This window comes from Haladaptatus salinisoli, assembly GCF_020614375.1.
In the GTDB taxonomy this organism is placed as follows: Archaea; Halobacteriota; Halobacteria; order Halobacteriales; family Haladaptataceae; genus Haladaptatus; species Haladaptatus salinisoli.
Genome location: NZ_CP085327.1, coordinates 852,611 through 866,004 on the forward strand (window position 1 = coordinate 852,611; position 13,394 = coordinate 866,004).

Here is a 13,394-nt window from a genome sequence, read left to right on the forward strand (position 1 = left end):
CGTGAGCGAAGTGGCGGCGCCCGGTTAGATTTTTCCGAGAACGTTCGGCTCTCGTCTAGCCGTTCTGCGGTTTGAAGATGTCGGCGATACGTCCGACGAACGAGTTCCCCGCCTCGGCTCCCTCCGCGACCTCGTACTCGCGTCGGAGGGAGCCGTTTCGCAGACTCAGGACGGCCATCCCGTCACCGGAGACGAGCTCTCCGACGTTCTCCCCGACCACCGTCCCGGAAGTGGTGACCAGCGTCGCGCGCGCGTCAGCGTCGGACGCGATCGACCGGAGCGCCGCCACGTCGCTCTCGTCCGGTCGTTCGTGCACGGCGGCGATCACGCGGTCGTTCAACAGTTCGTCTCGCGCGTAGACGTGGACGGGAACCTCGTCGCCCGCTCGGTCCGTCACCGTGGTGTCTATCTCCGTCTTCAACTTCCTGTCCTCGAATATCTCGGCCATCGACTGGCGCGCGGTCAACTGCTCTTCGACCCACTCGGCCCCCCGGTCGCTCAGGTAGTATCGGTAGAGAATCCGCTCGACGGTCTGCAACGGCGGGAAGACGAGGCGACAGTCGCGGCAGCGGAGTCGGTGCTCCGGGGTCTCGAATATCGCCTCGCAGTCCTCGCAGACGTGCGCGGCGTCGGACTCGAGGTGCTGAAGCGATTCCAGCGACGTCTCGCACTCGGGACAGGCGACGCCGTCCTCCTCGACGAACTGCTCCCGGATTCCCTCGTACCCGCAGTCCGGATGCCGGTACCGGTCCGTCCGAATCGTCTGCGGGGACTCGCAGGTGGGACACGCCGTCGTGTACTGCATCCCCTTCGTCTCGCACCGCGGGCAGATGTACTGCTTCTCCTGAAACTCGCGGTAGAGGAGGTCCCGTTCGGCGAGCGTCTCCAGCACGTCGAAGGTTTCACCGTCGCGTTCGTCGAGTCGCTCGTCCGCGTCGGGGTACGTGACCTCTCCCGTCTCCGTATCGAGCGTCGGCCGAATCTCGTCGAGTGAATCGTCCCAGAGGGCGGTCAACAACCGAACCGTGCCCGGCGAAGCCATGCTGTCAACTAACAAGGTTCGACTATTTAACCATCACTCAAATCATAATCATTAATTTATAAATGATGTTTGAGGTTCGGACGAGGACTCCTCGAAGCGTTCCGGTAGAGCGTGAAACGAACCGCGGTCATCCCCGCTCGTGCCTGCGACGGTCGAGCGGGGCCGGACGGTCGCGGTTTCGGCGGTCGGAAGCCCCGCGTCTCGGCGTTCGTGACCCGACGGGTCACTTCTCCATCATCTGGCCGTAGACGACGCCCAAAACCCCGCCGTACAGCACCCAGACGAGGAGGCCGACGTCGACGTTCGGAACCGGTACCGGGACGTTCGCGACGTACCGTAACCAGACCGGCAACAGCAGCGCGTGGAAGACGACCGCGAGCGCGAGTCCGTACGCGAGTCCGAGATTGGCCGCGGTCAGCGTCAGCGCCGACCGTCGGAGGAGCGGCACCAGGAGCTTTCGGAGGTGCTCCTGTTGGCTCGACATGGTGATAACCCGGGTGACGAACGAGTTGACCGTTCGGGAGAGAAACTCGACGAACGCGAGGGCGAACCCGGCGCTCGCGACGAGCAACACTATCCACCCGGTCGAGTAGCTAGCGCCCACGAGGCGTCCGAACTCCGTCACCCCGACGTTGCTGTTCGTCACTTGGAGCAAAATTCCGACGAGAATCGCCCCGGCGAGCGCCGCCAACGTCGCCGCGTGCGCTTCTTCCCTGGAGATGGCGGTTCGCGTCTGCAGTCGTACGGACATGATTGTTACGTGTTCACAGTTCTCGATGAAGCTACCGCACCGTTTGCACGGCTGTTTTTATCCCCGGTCCGGCGCGCCCGGGGAACTCGGCGAACCCGCCTCCGACTCGCTCCCGTCGTTCGCGCCCGTTCCGTTCGACCCTCGGCGTCGCTTGCGTCGCCGCGGCAAAGCGGGCGTCGGGTCCTACTCCGCGGCGGCTTCGTCGCCGTGTCGCTCCCTGAGTCGCTTCTTGTCGGTCTTCCCGATGGCCGTCAGCGGTATCTCCTCGACGAACTCGACCGATTCCGGTCGCGCGTGTCGCGGTATCTCGTCCGCGAGGAACTCCCGGATGTCGTCGGCCGTGAGGTCGCCGTCGTAGGCGGGGTCGGGTTCGACGTACACCTTGACGAGCTCGCTCCCCGGTCGGTCGGGGTCGGGGACGCCGACGGTCGCCGGTCGTCGCACGCCCTCGTGGCCGAACAGTATCTCGTCCACCTCCTCGGAGTACACCTTCAGTCCGGAGACGTTAATCATGTCCTTGACGCGGTCGACGACGTAGAATCGACCCTGCTCGTCGACCTTGACCACGTCCCCGGTGGACACGAACCCGTCGTCGTCGAACGGCGAGGTTTCGGCGTCGAGGTAGCCGAGCATTCGCTGGGGGCCGTTCAGGTACATCTCCCCTTCCAGTCCGTCCTCGATGGCGCGCTCCATCGGAATCTCCTCGCCGGAGTCGATATCGACCAGTTTGACCTCGGTGTCGGGCACCGGAACGCCGATGGTCGGCCGGTCGAGACCGCCCGCGTCGTCGGGGTCGCCGCCGAGCATCATCTCGTACACGCCGCGGATGTCGAAGTGCGTGACGGGGGACATCTCCGAGAGCCCGTACCCCTGCGAGACGCCGGTGCTGCTGCGCTCGAACGACTCCTTCGTCTCGCTCGCCAGCGGTGCCGACCCGGAGATGCCGACGACGCTCGTGTCGAGTTCCTCGTCGACGATGTCCATGAACTGCGTCGGCACGCCGAACAGCAACACCGGTTCGCGCTCGTCGATGAGGTCGACCATCGCTTTCGTGTCCCGGGGGTCGGGAGCGAGCAACACCGTGACCGGCAGATCGAGCAGGGAGTGGGCGACCGAGTAGCCGTAGGCGTGATAGATGGGAAGCGCGAGGAGCGCGGATTCGCTCCCGCGGAGCATCGTCGCCAGTTGCGACATGCTCGCCACCCCCTGTTTGGCGTTGGCGAGGACGTTGCGGTGCGAGAGCAGACACCCCTTCGGTCGCCCGGTCGTCCCGCCCGTGAACAGGATGGTGTGGACGTCCGACTCCACGTCGAACTCCACGTCCGGCGGGTTCGGTGGGGTGTCCTCGATGACGTCCACGAGCCACTCGGCGTTCGGAGCCTCGTCGTGTGCCGGGGGGTCGGCCGAGTAGTCGTCTATCTCCGTGAGCAGGAGGTGCTCGATGTCGAGTTCGTCGTACAGGTCGTAGAGGAGTTCGCTGTGCTCCGCGTTTCCGACGAGCACCTGCGGGTCCCCCCGTTCGAGTCGGTACTTCAGGTCCGATTCGGCGTCGAGGAAGTCGTTCGGGATGTGGACGCCGCCCGCCCTCGTGATGGCGTGCTCCGTGACGATGAACTGGACGGACGTCGGCAGCACCGTCGCCACGCGGGTCCCCTTCTCGACGCCGCGCTCCCGAAGCGCGGTCGCGAGGCGTTCGACGTGGTCGTGCAGTTCGGGGTACGGGACGGTGCGCCCCCGCTGGACGACCCCGGCGTCCGGATAGTCGGTCGCGGCCGCTTCGACGATTTCGTGCACCGGCGTCTCCGGATACGGGCGGAGCGACTCCGGAATGCCGAACTCGCGGTACTCCCGGAACCACGGTTTCCCCATCTCCGACTGTGTCATACGTTGGATTCTCTCAAGCTTCGCCTAAGTCGATACGCCCCGCATGGAAAGCCATTGAAGGCGACGCTCGTCGCTCGGCCTCGTTCGGTCGCGCACGCCGCTCTCGGCGCTTCCGTCGAACGGGCGGAATAACTAACCCCGTTCGCGGGGTACGGGTTGCACGCCGCGGGCGTCGCGGGGCGGCTCCGCGGTGCGATTACGACTCGGGGGAGTCAACCATGAGTGAACAGGGGGAGAACCGGGGGGTCGAACGGTGAGTAAATCCGAACTGTCGGTTCTCACCGAGCCGGTGAGCGAGCGCGACCACGTCAGGGGGCCGGTCGACGCCGCCGTGACGCTCGTCCAGTACGGGGACTTCGAGTGCCCCTCCTGCGGCGACATGTACCCCGTCCTGAAGCGGATTCGAGACCGCCTCGGCAATCAGCTTCGATTCGTCTTCCGCCACTTCCCGCTGGGACAGAGCCACCCTCACGCGCAGCAGGCCGCCGAGGCCGCCGAGGCCGCCGCGGCGCAGGGCGCGTTCTGGCGGATGCACGACCTGCTCTACGAGAACCAACGCGCGCTCGACCGCGACGACCTCGTGGGCTACGCCGCGGAGTTGGGACTCGACACGGACCGGTTCGAGCGCGAGTTGGCGGAGGGCGTCCACGAAGAGCGGATTCAGGAGGACCTGTCGAGCGGAATGCGGAGCGGCGTCAACGGAACTCCCACGTTCTTCATCAACGGCGAGCGCTACGACGGCCTGCTGGAGTTCGAACCGCTGCTGTTGGCGCTGGCGGACGCGGGCGGCATCGCCGAGATGCAGGTGTCGGTTCGCCGCGATAACCTCGAACTCCGCGACACCATCGACCGCTCGGAGCGGGGCGCTCCGGCGGCGGGGCAGGCGCTCCGCGACCTGTTCTCGGCCGACGAGATATTCCAGCGCATCACCGCGACCGCCGACGAGGAGGTGAATCAGAGCGCCCGACTCCTGTTCTTCAACGGCCTCGCCGCGGGGTTGGTCATCACGCTGTCCTTTTTCGCGCGAGCGGTCATCGCCGCGGCCGTCCCGCGAGGCCCCACGGACCTCCTCGCCAGTTTGGCGTACCCCATCGGGTTCGTCTTCATCGTCCTCGGTCGCTCGCAGCTCTACACCGAGAACACGCTGACCCCCGTCACGCTCGTCCTGACTCGAATCGTCAGCGTTCCCATCCTCCTTCGCGTCTGGGGAATCGTGCTGTTCGCGAACGTCCTCGGGGCGGCCGTCGGCGCGTACCTGCTGGCGACGACCGGCGTCTTCGACCCCGGCGTCGGCGCGGTCGCAGACGAGTTCGGCGAGCACGCGCTCTCGGTGGAGTGGTCGGCGCTCTTCTGGAAGGGCGTGTTCGCGGGGTGGCTGGTCGCGGGAATGGTCTGGCTCACGCACGCCGCGCGGGACACCATCACGCGATTCTTCCTCGTCTACGTCATCATGTTCCTCGTCCCCGCCGGGGGACTCTTCCACTGCATCATCGGCGCGTGCGAGGTGTTCTACCTCGTCTTCCGCGGAAGCGCGGAGCTGACGGGCGCGTTCTTCCAGTTCTTCGTCCCCGTGCTGCTCGGGAACACCGTCGGCGGCGTCGTGCTGGTGGCGCTGTTGGTGTACGGGATGACGCGCGAGCGACGGTTCCCGAACCGGAACTACCGTCAGCTCGAACTCTCGTGGTCCGAGTGGCTGTTCGGTCGCCACACCGGTCAGCCGCGAACCGTCTCGCCGAGGGACGCGCCCGCCGACTCCGAGGAGTCGACGCCGTGAGTACGGAGACGCCGCCCCTACGGACGCAGATACGCGTAGCCTTCGTTTTCCAATCGCGTGACTTCGACGGCACCTTCCGGGACGGTTTCGACGCCCTCGACGAGGTCCGACTCCTCCAAGTCCATCGTGTCGAGCGTGTTGCTACACGCCTTGAACGCGACGCCCTCGTCCAACAGCGACCGCACACGCTCCTCGCCGTCTCCCCCGGCGGTGACCGACTCGATGCCCTTCGACTGGGCGACGACCGCCACGTCGTCGATGGCACCGCTCTCGTCGTTTAGGAGGTTCTCGACGATGGCGAGCGCGGTCTGCCGTTCGTCCTCGTCGCCCGAGATGAGGTGGACTACGGATTGCATAGCTGGAGGACGGTCGCTCGAAACGCACTAAAAACTGCTGGCTGCGCCCGCGAAACCGCCGTCGCCGACCGATTCGGAACGCGGTCGAGAGGTGCCGACGGGACCCCGTTCGATATAAAGCGCCGCGCATCCGGCGAACAAGCGACTTCCGCCCGCTTTCCGACGGTACGAACGAGATGGATTTCGGACTCGATGGCCGAACCGCGCTGGTCACGGGCGGCGGCGGACGAATCGGAAGCGTCGACTGCGAAACGCTCGCGGCGGAAGGGGCGGAGGTCGTCGTCCTCGACGTGGACGCGGACGCGGCGCAGTCGGTCGTCGACGACATCGAAGACGACGGCGGCGCGGCGGTCGCGGTCGAGTGCGACCTCACGGACAGGGCGGAAGTGTCGGCGACCGTCGAGGGGATACGCGACGAATTCGGCGGAATCGACGTGCTCGTCAACAACGCGGGCATGGTCGACGCGCAGGCGAAACTCGAAGATTACGACGACGACATCTGGGACCGCGACATGGAGATCAACCTCACCGGGACGTACAACGTGACGAAGGAGGTGTTCCCGGCGATGTGCGAGCGCGAGTGGGGTCGCATCGTCACCATGAGTTCGATGGCCGGCTGGCAGGGCGGGTACGGGCAGTCGTCGTACGCCGCGACGAAGGCGGCCCTCATCGGGTTCGGAAAGACGCTCGCGCTCGAAGGGGCCCAGCACGGCGTGACCTCTAACGTCATCGCGCCGAGCATCGTCGTCGGCGCGCTCGCGGACCTCCCGCTGGAGCAGTTGAAGGAGGTCAACGAGTACTTCGGTCGCATCGCGGAGGCGACGCCGATGCGCCAACTCGGCCGGGAGGAGGACGTGGCCAACCTCGTCGCCTACCTCGCCAGCGAGCAGGCGAGCTACGTCACCGGACAGGTGGTCGGCGTCACCGGCGGCGTCGACCTCTTCTCGTTCTGAAGCCGCGACGAAACTGTCTGGATATAACCGAAAAAACATTTAAGATTATTCTTCTCATCTATTGATATGCGGTACGTCAAGTTCGTCCTCATCCCCGACGACGGTGGGCTCCACCCGGTCGACAAAGCGTTCGCGTCGGAGCCGTCGCTCACGCGGCAGTTCATCCACGAGATATCGCTGCTCAACGACGGGACGGCGATCACCATCTATCAGCTGTCCGGCGACGCCGACGTGGTCGAGGACATCCTCGCCGAACACGACGAGGTGGTGATGTCGCACGTCTCGCAGCCGCGTGACAGCGTCCACGTCTACGTCCAGTTCGAACCGAACGAGGTCATCGAGACGCTGCTGGAGATTCCGCGCGAGTACGAACTCATCGTCGACACGCCGCTGGAGTTCACCGACCGCGGCGGCCTCCGACTCACGGTCGTCGGCGAGGAGGAGATGGTTCGACGGGCCATCCCCGAACTTCCCGCGTCGCTCCGCCCGAAGTTGGAGCAGACCGGGGACTACAAACCGCAGAACGAGCGGCTCTTTTCCGTGCTCACCGAGCGCCAACAGGAGATACTGAAGACGGCGGTGGAACTGGGCTACTACTCGGTTCCGCGTCGCGTGACCCACGAGGACCTTGCCAGCGAACTCGACTGCTCCCCGAGCAACGTGGGCGAACTCCTCCGCAAGGTCGAATCGACCATCCTCACCGAGGTAACGCCCCGCTGACCGGGGTCGCGTCGGGGGCTGACGGGTATAAAAACCCCCGTGTATGCGACGAAGTAAACCCTTCGGCGTTTCGTCCGAACCATCGGGTGAAGACGGCCCGGAGCACCCGAGACGGAGTTTCGGGTCGCACAGTGGTGACACCCATGACCGACGATCTGATACAACGCATCGAAGCCGCGACGGAAAAGTCAGACGAAGAACTCGAACGCGAACTGCCGGAACTGCTCGACCAACTGGACGGGCGGGAGCGGGAACTCGTCCGGGAACACCCGGTGACGTTCGGTCGCGTCGTCGACCGGATGAAGACGCTCGACACCGCGGAGTTCGTCTCGGAGAATCCGGAGACGGCGGACCAGTTCCAGGAGCTCCTCTGGGCCGGCGTCGAGGTGCTCGTCGAGGAACAGCCGGAGGTGCAAGAACAGATAAACGACGACATCACCGTGAACTTCTCGGCGACCGACTGCCAGATGGACGGCCACCTCGAGGTGGACAAGGGCGCGCAGACGATGCGCGGCGGGGCCGGAACGCTGGACGACCCGATGCTCGAAATCACCGGCCCGGCCGACACGCTCGTCGGACTGGTCACGGGCAACGTCGACCCGATACAGGGGTTCATGCAACAGAAGTACGAGATGGACGGACCGGTCAACAAGGGAACGCGCCTCGCGCCGGTCATCAACTCCGTCTCCGATAACATCCCGAGCTAATGCAGTTGACAGACGAGCAGCGGGCGTTCCGCGAGGAACTGCGCGAGTACTTGGACGAGAACGTCGAACCGGTCGTCGACGAGCAGGACAAGGAGCCGTTCACGAGGGCGGAACTGCTGGAGTACGTCGACGACCTGCGCGAACTCGGCGTCGGGTTCGACCCCGAGACCGCGGAGTCGTACTTCGGCGACCTGCGGCGCTACACCATCTGCTCCGAGGAGATGAGCCGCGTCTGGCCGAGCCTCAACGTCGCGCTGAACATGTCGTTTCCGTCGCTGTTCGCCCAGTTCGCGAGCGAGACCACGCGGGACGCGATGCGTCCGAAGCTGAACGCGGGCGAGTGCATCGGCTGTCTCGCGGTGACCGAACCGGGGGGCGGAAGCGACACCGCCCGCCCGCGGACGACGGCGCGAAAGGAGGGCGACGAGTTCGTCATAAACGGGGAGAAGACGTGGGTCGGAAACGCGCAGATCGCCGACGTGGCGCTCGTCGTCGCCCACGACGAGAGCACCGATTCGCAGGACATGTTCCTCGTCGACCAGGAGACCGCGCCGTTCGAGACGGAGGGAATTAGCAAGCTGGGCTGGAAGGCGGTGCCGAACGGTCACATCTACCTGGACGACGTGCGCGTCCCGGTGGACAACCGCCTCTCCATGATGTTCGAGAACGCCATCATGGAGGGCAAGGACATCTCGGACATCGTTCCGTTCCCCGAGAGCGTCACGCAGTTGTTCCTCGACCAGAAGCCGCTCAACGCGACGTTCTCGTTCATGCGAACCGGCATGGCGTTCATGGCGGTGGGCATCATGCAGGCGGCGTTCGACGAGTCGCTGGCCTACGCGAAAGAACGCGAGACGTTCGGCGAGCCCATCGGGCAACACCAGCTGATTCAGGAGAAGCTCTACGACATCAAGTGCGCCCTCGAAACGTCGCGGTGTCTCGCCCACCGCGTCGTCGAGCTGCTCGAAGAGGGTAGTCCGGACGCGCGCATGATGTCGTCGCTCGCCAAGGGGTACGCCTGCGAGAAGTCGGTCGACGCGACCTCCGACGCCATCCAGATTCACGGCGGGGAGGGGCTGAAGACCGAGAATCGCCTCGAACGCTACTACCGCGACGCGCGGACGATGCCCATTCCCGACGGGACGACCGAGATTCAGAAACTCATCGTCGGAAAGGAGCTGACGGGGATGGCCGCCTACTGACGGGGGTTCGGTGGGGTCGAGGACCCGATTTCGGGTTCTCGACCGACGGTCGTCGGCCATCTTTTTGGTGTTTGGTAACGTATGTCATAATTGGTGTTCTCATCGATGACCCTAGCCAGGACTACCATCACCACCCGAGACGGAGCGACGACCACGCTGATCGAGGAAGCGCTCGAGGCGTTCCGCCAGCGACTGCGCGGTCCGCTCCTCGCCCCGGAGGACGCGGGTTTCCGTGAAGCGACGCGGCTCTGGAACGGCATGATCGAGAGGACGCCGGCGCTCGTCGTCCAGCCGACGGGGACGGCGGACGTCGTGGCCGCGGTGAACTTCGCCCGCGACCACGGCCTGCTGCTCTCGGTGAAGGGCGGCGGTCACAACATCGCGGGCACGGCGCTCGCCGACGGCGGCCTGACCATCGATATGTCGCGACTCCGCGGGGTCATCGTCGACCCCGAGGAGCGGACCGCGATAGCCCAGGGCGGCTGTCTCCTCGGCGATCTCGACCGGGAGACGCAACTCCACGGACTCGCCACGCCGGCCGGGTTCGTCTCCGAAACCGGCCTGGCCGGCCTGACGCTCGGCGGCGGGTTCGGCTACCTGACCCGGCGGTTCGGGTACACGGTCGACAACCTGCTCGAAGTCGAGATCGTCACCGCGGACGGGGAGGTCCGCCGTGCCAACCGCGAGGAGAACGAGGACCTCTTCTGGGCGGTTCGCGGCGGCGGCGGCAACTTCGGCGTCGTCACGTCGTTCACCTTCCGACTGCACGAGGTCGGCCCGACCGTCTACGGCGGACTCGTCGCCTGGCCCTTCGAGCGAGCCGACGAGGTCATCGAGACCTACCGGGGACTCACCGCCGACGCGCCCAGGGAACTCACCGCGTTCCTGGTCATGCGTCGGGCCCCGCCGGCACCCTTCGTCCCCGAGGAGTGGCACGGCAGGCGGATCTGTGCCATGGCCGTCTGCTACAGCGGCGACCTGGCCGATACCGACGACGTGACCGCCCCCATCCGAGCGCTCGGGGACCCCGTCTTCGACCTGTTGGGGGAAAAACCCTTCACGCAGCTGCAGTCCTTCCTCGACGCCACCCAGCCCAAGGGCAAGCACTACTACTGGAAGACCGAGTTCACGGCCGAGTCGAGCGACGACTTCCTGTCGACAATGCGCGACCTGGCCGCGGAGAACCCCGTCCGGAGCGGCCAGATGATCGTCGCGCACATCGGCGGGGCGCTCAACGAGCACGACCGGGACGACGGGGCCGTCGGTAATCGCGACGCCCGGTTCGCGTACGGCGCGGCCGGCATGTGGGAGCCGGACGACCCGGACGGCGAACGGTACCGCGAGTGGGTCCGCGACGCGTGGGAGCGGTTCCGGCGCTTCTCGACCGGGGGCAACTACATCAACTTCCAGACCGCCGACGAGGGCGAGGAGCGAATCGAAGCGACCTACGGCGACAACTACGACCGTCTCGTCGAGATCAAAAGGAAGTACGATCCGGAGAACGTGTTCCGCGTGAACCGGAACATCCGGCCGGAGTGAGCCGAGTCCGCGACACGGAGCGTCTCCTTCGCAACCGCATCGACCGGTTAAAACGCCCCGGACGGGGCCCTTGCCGAGCTTTTAGCGGCCCCGAACTCCGAGCGTAACGACCGCGACACGTGGACGATACGCGCGAAGACGCGGAGGAGACGATGCTCGCGCCGGCGGAGCTCCGATGCGGTGACCTCCCCCGCGCGACGCTCACGGGCGCCGACGCCGACGACTGTCGGACGCTCGCGGACTCCGCACGGTTTCGGAACGGACGACGGACGTTCGCTACTCGATTATGTACTTCTCGCGCGCGAACTGCGCGTCTATCGACGCGGCGAGCGACGTGAGTCGCTGCGCGGAGTCCGAGTACTGCAGTATCTTCTGCATGTCGCCGTCGAGTTCGAACTTCCCGCTCATCAGCCCCTGGATGATGTCGGTGTCGCCGCGAAGGAGCGCCTCCCAGTCCTCGTTGTGGGCGGTGAGGTGGAAGCCGTTGTCCACGGCCTCGGGCCCGGTTATCAGGTCGGACCCCGTACACCGACCGTCCTCCAGCCCGAGGTACGCGTACCCCGTGTAGCCGTTTTCCGTCTCGGTCATGTACTCGTCCAGTTCGTCCTGTAGGTACTCCGGCATCGCCGCGACATCGAGTTCGTCGACCGGCATGTCGGTCATCTCGAACACGATGTCGCCGTCGAACCCGACGCCCCACCCTTCGCTCATCTCGTTGTACTCGTCGTCGTCGTTGATGGTCTCCTCGTACCGGGAGAACCACGCTTGACTGGGGAAGTACAACGGCTCTGGATAGTCATTATCTACCATGCGAATTCGTCCGAATAGTCGCGCAGCGAGGAGAATCAAGATTCTCCGTCGCATCGACGGGGCTTTATTAGGCCGAGCGACGGCGGTTCGGAGACCGTTTCGGTCGACGCTGCGTCGTTCGTGCGAACGGATTCGAATACGAACTCGATGGTCGAGGGCAGAAAAAATCAGATACGAGCACATCCCGATCGCTGAAAAACGGAGTGATATCCCTCCGATACCGAGCATACACCGTCGTTCCGGTGGAAAACTGGAACTGTTCTTCCAGCGACCTCCCGACGACGCGGTGATTGTTTCTGTTCGAATCTGATGTTTTTGTAGAACATTTATAACGTACGTTCTATATGGTTGTAGATGTCATGGTAGATAAATACAACCACTCGCGACGTACGTTCATTCGCTCGGTGGGTGCAATCGGCGTCGGCGGAATAGCCGCCCTCGCCGGCTGTTCCTCCTCGAAGAACGGCGACGGTTCGGGCGGGAAGACCGCCGACAAGATCGTCTTCTACAACGCGGGAAGCCTGAAAGACGACCCCGGGACGAAAAAGAACATCGACCGATTTCAGAAGAAGACGGGGATCAAAGTCGACGTCAACGAGGTTCCGTGGAGCAACCTGAAGACGACGCTCATCACGCAGTGGCGCAACGAGGGAACCAAGGTAGACGCCTTCAACGGACCGACGTGGTGGCTCGCCGACTTCGTCGCCGCGAACTGGGTCGAACCGCTCGGCCTCTCGGACTCGCACATGAAGAAGTATCCGAAGAACCTCCGCAAGTTGGTCACGTTCGACGGGAAGGTGTACATGGCCCCGTAGCTCGGCAAATGGGGCAACTTCCTCTACGATAAGCAGTACTTCGAGAAACAGGGCATCTCGAAACCGCCGGACACGTGGGATGACGTGCTCAAACTGGGCGATACGGTCGGGAACGACAAGTCCGCGTTCGCGTTCACGTGGGCGAACAAGGACGTGTTCATGTTCAAGCAGTTCCTCTGGCAGGCGGGCGGTCAACTGTTCAACGAGAAGAACGAGCCCGTCTTCGCCGAGACGGGGGCGAAGGTGTTCAACGACTTCCTGACGCCGTTGCGGAAGAAGGGTCTCATCCCCGATGGCATGTCGAGTATGAACGAGGGGAACATCGGCGACTCCTTCATCGGCGGGAAGTTCGCCACCGTCGAGGGCTGGACGCCGCTCGGGTCGCGCGCGCTCAACGAGGGGTGGAAGAAGAGTCGGCTCGGCATCGCCAAACCGCCGAAAGGACCGTCGTCGCGGGCGACGTTCCAGGACTCGAACGCCATCGGCGTCTCGGCCTTCTCCAAGCGAAAGAAGGCGGCGAAGAAGTTCGCCGAGTTCATGAGCACCCCCGAATCGGCGAAGACGGACATGATCGTCGAGGGCAATCCCGCCGTCATCCCGGAGGTGTACCAGGATTCGGAGGTGAAAAAGAAGTTCCCGAAGGAGCTGCGCGAGAACATGAAGTTCAACCTCGAGAACGCGAAGAGCGAGGTGTACCGCCTGCAGCCGCAGGTCGACGACGCCCTCTCCTCGGAGATCACCCCCGCGTTCCTCGGCAAGAAAGACCCGAAGTCGGCTCTCTCGACGGCTCAGAAGAACATCAAAGAGCTGTACAAGAACAGCGGTATCCTGTAGTTCGGGT

The 13,394-nt window shown here is 64.7% G+C and carries 11 protein-coding genes and 1 pseudogene; 7 read left to right on the forward strand and 5 right to left on the reverse strand.

What is annotated here, in order from left to right; all coding sequences use genetic code 11:
- Nucleotides 1-55: 55 nt before the first annotated feature.
- From LIX00_RS04780 to LIX00_RS04790, 3 genes are all read right to left on the reverse strand, one after another.
- Nucleotides 56-1,042, reverse strand: coding sequence for a TackOD1 domain-containing metal-binding protein (locus LIX00_RS04780; protein WP_227355060.1), 987 nt, complete (start codon nucleotides 1,040-1,042; stop codon nucleotides 56-58).
- A gap of 223 nt (nucleotides 1,043-1,265) precedes the next feature.
- Nucleotides 1,266-1,793 carry a hypothetical protein gene (locus tag LIX00_RS04785; protein WP_227355062.1) on the reverse strand — a complete coding sequence of 176 codons (528 nt, stop codon included), beginning with the start codon at nucleotides 1,791-1,793 and terminating at the stop codon, nucleotides 1,266-1,268.
- Between the two features lie 183 nt (nucleotides 1,794-1,976).
- Nucleotides 1,977-3,677, reverse strand: a complete 1,701-nt coding sequence (locus LIX00_RS04790; RefSeq protein ID WP_227355063.1) for a class I adenylate-forming enzyme family protein — start codon at nucleotides 3,675-3,677, stop codon at nucleotides 1,977-1,979.
- Nucleotides 3,678-3,930: 253 nt separating this feature from the next.
- Between LIX00_RS04790 and LIX00_RS04795 the strand changes: the two genes are divergently transcribed.
- Nucleotides 3,931-5,451: a formate/nitrite transporter family protein gene (locus tag LIX00_RS04795; protein ID WP_227355064.1), complete on the forward strand. Its 1,521-nt coding sequence runs from the start codon at nucleotides 3,931-3,933 to the stop codon at nucleotides 5,449-5,451.
- Between the two features lie 17 nt (nucleotides 5,452-5,468).
- Here the strand turns inward: LIX00_RS04795 and LIX00_RS04800 are convergent, their stop codons facing one another.
- The gene (locus tag LIX00_RS04800; RefSeq protein ID WP_227355065.1) at nucleotides 5,469-5,807 is read right to left on the reverse strand and encodes a DsrE family protein; all 339 of its coding nucleotides are present in this window, start codon (nucleotides 5,805-5,807) and stop codon (nucleotides 5,469-5,471) included.
- A gap of 176 nt (nucleotides 5,808-5,983) precedes the next feature.
- On the opposite strand from LIX00_RS04800, the gene LIX00_RS04805 reads away from it, so the two are divergent.
- The 5 genes from LIX00_RS04805 (at nucleotide 5,984) to LIX00_RS04825 (ending at nucleotide 10,928) form a co-directional block, all read left to right on the forward strand.
- Nucleotides 5,984-6,760, forward strand: a complete 777-nt coding sequence (locus LIX00_RS04805; RefSeq protein WP_227355066.1) for an SDR family NAD(P)-dependent oxidoreductase — start codon at nucleotides 5,984-5,986, stop codon at nucleotides 6,758-6,760.
- Between the two features lie 66 nt (nucleotides 6,761-6,826).
- Nucleotides 6,827-7,480, forward strand: coding sequence for a helix-turn-helix domain-containing protein (locus LIX00_RS04810; RefSeq protein WP_227355067.1), 654 nt, complete (start codon nucleotides 6,827-6,829; stop codon nucleotides 7,478-7,480).
- A 143-nt stretch (nucleotides 7,481-7,623) separates the two neighbouring features.
- On the forward strand, nucleotides 7,624-8,187 hold the full coding sequence (locus LIX00_RS04815) for an SCP2 sterol-binding domain-containing protein (RefSeq protein ID WP_227355068.1): 564 nt from the start codon (nucleotides 7,624-7,626) through the stop codon (nucleotides 8,185-8,187).
- Nucleotides 8,187-9,389, forward strand: coding sequence for an acyl-CoA dehydrogenase family protein (locus LIX00_RS04820; protein ID WP_227355069.1), 1,203 nt, complete (start codon nucleotides 8,187-8,189; stop codon nucleotides 9,387-9,389). The genes LIX00_RS04815 and LIX00_RS04820 overlap by 1 nt, the downstream gene beginning before the upstream one ends.
- 105 nt (nucleotides 9,390-9,494) lie before the next feature.
- Nucleotides 9,495-10,928, forward strand: a complete 1,434-nt coding sequence (locus LIX00_RS04825; protein WP_227355070.1) for an FAD-binding oxidoreductase — start codon at nucleotides 9,495-9,497, stop codon at nucleotides 10,926-10,928.
- Between the two features lie 276 nt (nucleotides 10,929-11,204).
- Here LIX00_RS04825 and LIX00_RS04830 read toward each other — a convergent pair whose 3' ends face one another.
- Nucleotides 11,205-11,738, reverse strand: coding sequence for an SCP2 sterol-binding domain-containing protein (locus LIX00_RS04830; protein ID WP_227355071.1), 534 nt, complete (start codon nucleotides 11,736-11,738; stop codon nucleotides 11,205-11,207).
- A gap of 359 nt (nucleotides 11,739-12,097) precedes the next feature.
- On the opposite strand from LIX00_RS04830, the pseudogene LIX00_RS04835 reads away from it, so the two are divergent.
- A pseudogene (locus LIX00_RS04835) lies at nucleotides 12,098-13,387 on the forward strand (ABC transporter substrate-binding protein).
- Nucleotides 13,388-13,394: the final 7 nt, after the last annotated feature.

Coding starts and splice junctions, on each gene's coding strand:
- LIX00_RS04785 (WP_227355062.1), bottom strand. CDS start 1,793: ATGTCCGTACGACTGCAGACGCGAACCGCCATCTCCAGGGAAGAAGCG.
- LIX00_RS04825 (WP_227355070.1), top strand. CDS start 9,495: ATGACCCTAGCCAGGACTACCATCACCACCCGAGACGGAGCGACGACC.
- LIX00_RS04805 (WP_227355066.1), top strand. CDS start 5,984: ATGGATTTCGGACTCGATGGCCGAACCGCGCTGGTCACGGGCGGCGGC.
- LIX00_RS04790 (WP_227355063.1), bottom strand. CDS start 3,677: ATGACACAGTCGGAGATGGGGAAACCGTGGTTCCGGGAGTACCGCGAG.
- LIX00_RS04800 (WP_227355065.1), bottom strand. CDS start 5,807: ATGCAATCCGTAGTCCACCTCATCTCGGGCGACGAGGACGAACGGCAG.
- LIX00_RS04810 (WP_227355067.1), top strand. CDS start 6,827: ATGCGGTACGTCAAGTTCGTCCTCATCCCCGACGACGGTGGGCTCCAC.
- LIX00_RS04780 (WP_227355060.1), bottom strand. CDS start 1,042: ATGGCTTCGCCGGGCACGGTTCGGTTGTTGACCGCCCTCTGGGACGAT.
- LIX00_RS04815 (WP_227355068.1), top strand. CDS start 7,624: ATGACCGACGATCTGATACAACGCATCGAAGCCGCGACGGAAAAGTCA.
- LIX00_RS04820 (WP_227355069.1), top strand. CDS start 8,187: ATGCAGTTGACAGACGAGCAGCGGGCGTTCCGCGAGGAACTGCGCGAG.
- LIX00_RS04830 (WP_227355071.1), bottom strand. CDS start 11,738: ATGGTAGATAATGACTATCCAGAGCCGTTGTACTTCCCCAGTCAAGCG.